This window comes from Pseudomonas edaphica (assembly GCF_005863185.1).
GTDB classification, from domain to species: Bacteria; Pseudomonadota; Gammaproteobacteria; order Pseudomonadales; family Pseudomonadaceae; genus Aquipseudomonas; species Aquipseudomonas edaphica.
Genome location: NZ_VBVZ01000767.1, coordinates 1 through 2621, shown reverse-complemented (window position 1 = coordinate 2621; position 2621 = coordinate 1). Strand labels below are relative to the sequence as shown.

The following is a 2621-nucleotide window of genomic DNA, read 5'->3' as shown; positions in this document are numbered from 1 at the left end:
CGGTCGGACTCGCCGTCCATGGCCGCCAGTTCTTCCTTGCGCACCTGCTTCATGCGCATGCGGCTGGAGTGAAAGGTAAAGCGTTCGGGGCGGATCGCCTGGCGCGCGTTAAGCATCGCCGGGATCTCGGTTTCCATGGTGGTGTTCGAACTCGGCACGATCTGGCCGATACGGTAAGGCTTGAGCATGGTGGTTCCCTTATTCTTGTGTGAGGAAGCCGTCGAGGGCGGCAAAAAAGCCTTCAAGGTCATCCCACGGAATCATGTGCCCGGCGTTCGGTACACGGGCGACCTGGATAGCGGGCTGCAGGTCCTGGATTTCGGCGATGTCTTCATCCAGGATCACGCCGCCGCGCCCGGCCACCATCAACAGGGCAGGGGCCTTGAGCTTGGGCAGGTGCTGGTGGAAGTCGACCGTGTGGAAGTCATCGAAAGCACGCACGATGGCGGGCTCATAACAGGTGTGCAGCCATTCGGCGCGCAGCTGCAGTTGCTCGACGGTCCAGGTGGCGCAGAAGGCGCGCATCGCGTCAGCGTCCATGCCGACCCGCGATTGGCGGATCGAGTCGACGTACCATGGCAGCTTGCTCGGGTATTCACGCCGGCCGGGGCCGGATACTGGCGGGTCGATCAGCACCACGCGGTTGACGCCCTGTGGATGCTTGGCTGCACTGTGCACGGCAAACCGCGCGCCCATGGAATGGCCAACCAGGTCGTAGCTGTCCAGCCCAAGCGCATCGGCAAACGCGCCAATGTCCTCGGCGCAGGTGTCTGCGCTGTAGTCCAATTGCGGCCCGGTGGACGACAAACCGCGCCCGCGCACATCCAGCACGTAAGTGTCGAACCGGGTGCCAAGACGCTCAGCCACAAAACCCCAGGTAATCGCCGGGCTGGTGATGCCCGGGATCAAAATCAGCGCCGGGCCTTTGCCGCCGTAGCGCAGGTAGTGCTGGCGAATACCATTGGCTTGCACATTGGCGCCATACAGGAAGGTACTCACGCGGCCACCCCCGATTTCAGTTCCTGGGCGTACAGGTCATAACCGTAGACCCAGGCCGGGTCTTCCTGGGTGCGCAGCCAGGTGTTGGCGTTGGACACCGCTTGTACGCGGGACGCACGTTCCTTGCGGTTGGCTTCGTAGAGCTGGAAGGCGGTGCGGTAGTCGCTGATACCGGTTTCCTGCAAGCAGCGGGTGAGCATGGCCGCGTCTTCGATGGCCATGCCGGCACCCTGGGCCATATGCGGTTTCATCGGGTGGCAGGCGTCACCCAGCAACACCAGGCGGCCACGGCTCCACAGCGGCAACGGGTTACGGTTGCGCAGCGGCCATTTGGTCACGCTTTCGGTGGACTCGATCAGCGCCTGCACGGTGGGGTGGTAGCCTTTGAAGGCGTCAAACATCTCTTCGCGGCTGCTGTCGACAAACGCGCCCTGGAAGTCCCATTCGGCATGGGGCACGCCGGTCACGTAGTAGTACTCGTCACGCTTGCCGGTGGTGTAGTAGACCATCATGTGGCGGTCCTCGGTCCACCACTTGATGCAGTCTTCGAACTTCAAGTCGTACTTGGCCAACTGGTCGCCACGGATCAGCGCACGGTGCGCGACCCAGCCGCTGTACAGCGGTTTTTCCACGCCGAGCAGCTCTTCACGGATCCTGGAGTTGATGCCGTCGGCGCCGATCACGATATCGGCGTAGGTCACTTCGCCGTCGGCAAAGGTCAGGCGCACTTGGGTATCGGTTTCTTCGAGGTTTTCCAGGCGCTTGTTGAAGTGCAGGGTGCCAGGTTTGAGGGTCGACATCTGCAGTGCATGCAAGTCGCCACGGTGCACGGTGATGTAGGAAGCGCCGTAGCCGGTGAGTGGAATACGCGAGAGGTAGTCACCGCTTTCGCCGCAACGGCTGAACCAGTGCTCGGGGTGCGAGCCCATCAGGTCCAGCTGTTTTTCGATGCCCATGCGGCGGAAGATTTTCATGATGTTAGGCCCCATGTGGATGCCTGCACCCAAGCGGGAAAACTCCGGTGCCTGTTCATAGATATCGACATCGAAACCGGCTTGCTGCAGCAGTGTGGCCGCCGCCGCGCCGCCCAGGCCGGCACCGACGATGGCGATTTTTTGTGTGCTTCCCATGGGGCGTGAACCTCTCTCTTTTTGATTTTTGGCGGCATCTGTCCGCAAGGTTTTTAAAGTGTATACGCTCATTTTTTGAAATGGGAAGCCCACGTTCACAATTTTATTTTTTGGCCGTATTTATCCTGTGTAACGGGTTTTGGCCTTTATCTGTAGTGTTTGTGTGGTTTGGTAACGTTTTGGTGCGCTACTTGCAGTTCGTCTTCAATTCGGGTCTTATCGGTATTAATTGGCGTATACACTATAAAAATGCACTGGAGTGAAGCGCGGTGCTTGAACTTGGTGCAGCCCCACAGGAGACAGGAAAATGCCGGTAAGCGATTGCGAACTGACCCAGATGTTTGAACACGTGTTGAAACTCTCGAAGGTCGACCCGACCCAGAGCGTCGCCGTGCTCAAGAGCCATTACTCGGACCCGCGCACTGTGCGTGCTGCGATGGACGCGGCGCAGCGCCTGGGGGCCAAGGTGTATGCGGTGGAACTGCCGTCGTT

3 protein-coding genes and 1 pseudogene are annotated in these 2621 nt (G+C 60.0%); 1 reads left to right on the top strand and 3 read right to left on the bottom strand.

All coding sequences use genetic code 11. The annotated features are described in order from the left end of the window. The 3 genes and pseudogenes from FEM54_RS30210 to FEM54_RS30200 form a co-directional block, all read right to left on the bottom strand. Nucleotides 1-188, bottom strand: a pseudogene (locus FEM54_RS30210) (Asp/Glu racemase); the annotation flags it as partial. A gap of 10 nt (nt 189-198) precedes the next feature. Continuing rightward, nucleotides 199-999 carry an alpha/beta fold hydrolase gene (locus FEM54_RS30205; RefSeq protein ID WP_138454023.1) on the bottom strand — a complete coding sequence of 267 codons (801 nt, stop codon included), beginning with the start codon at nt 997-999 and terminating at the stop codon, nt 199-201. Then, entirely contained in the window at nt 996-2129 is a 1134-nt protein-coding gene (locus tag FEM54_RS30200; protein ID WP_017135474.1) for an FAD-dependent monooxygenase, read from the bottom strand. Before FEM54_RS30200 ends, FEM54_RS30205 begins: the two co-directional genes overlap by 4 nt. 307 nt (nt 2130-2436) lie before the next feature. Here FEM54_RS30200 and FEM54_RS30195 point away from each other — a divergent pair. Next, the coding region (locus tag FEM54_RS30195) for a 2,5-dihydroxypyridine 5,6-dioxygenase NicX family protein (protein ID WP_477749748.1) at nt 2437-2621 on the top strand (185 nt) is incomplete at its 3' end.

Coding starts and splice junctions, on each gene's coding strand:
- FEM54_RS30200 (WP_017135474.1), bottom strand. CDS start 2,129: ATGGGAAGCACACAAAAAATCGCCATCGTCGGTGCCGGCCTGGGCGGC.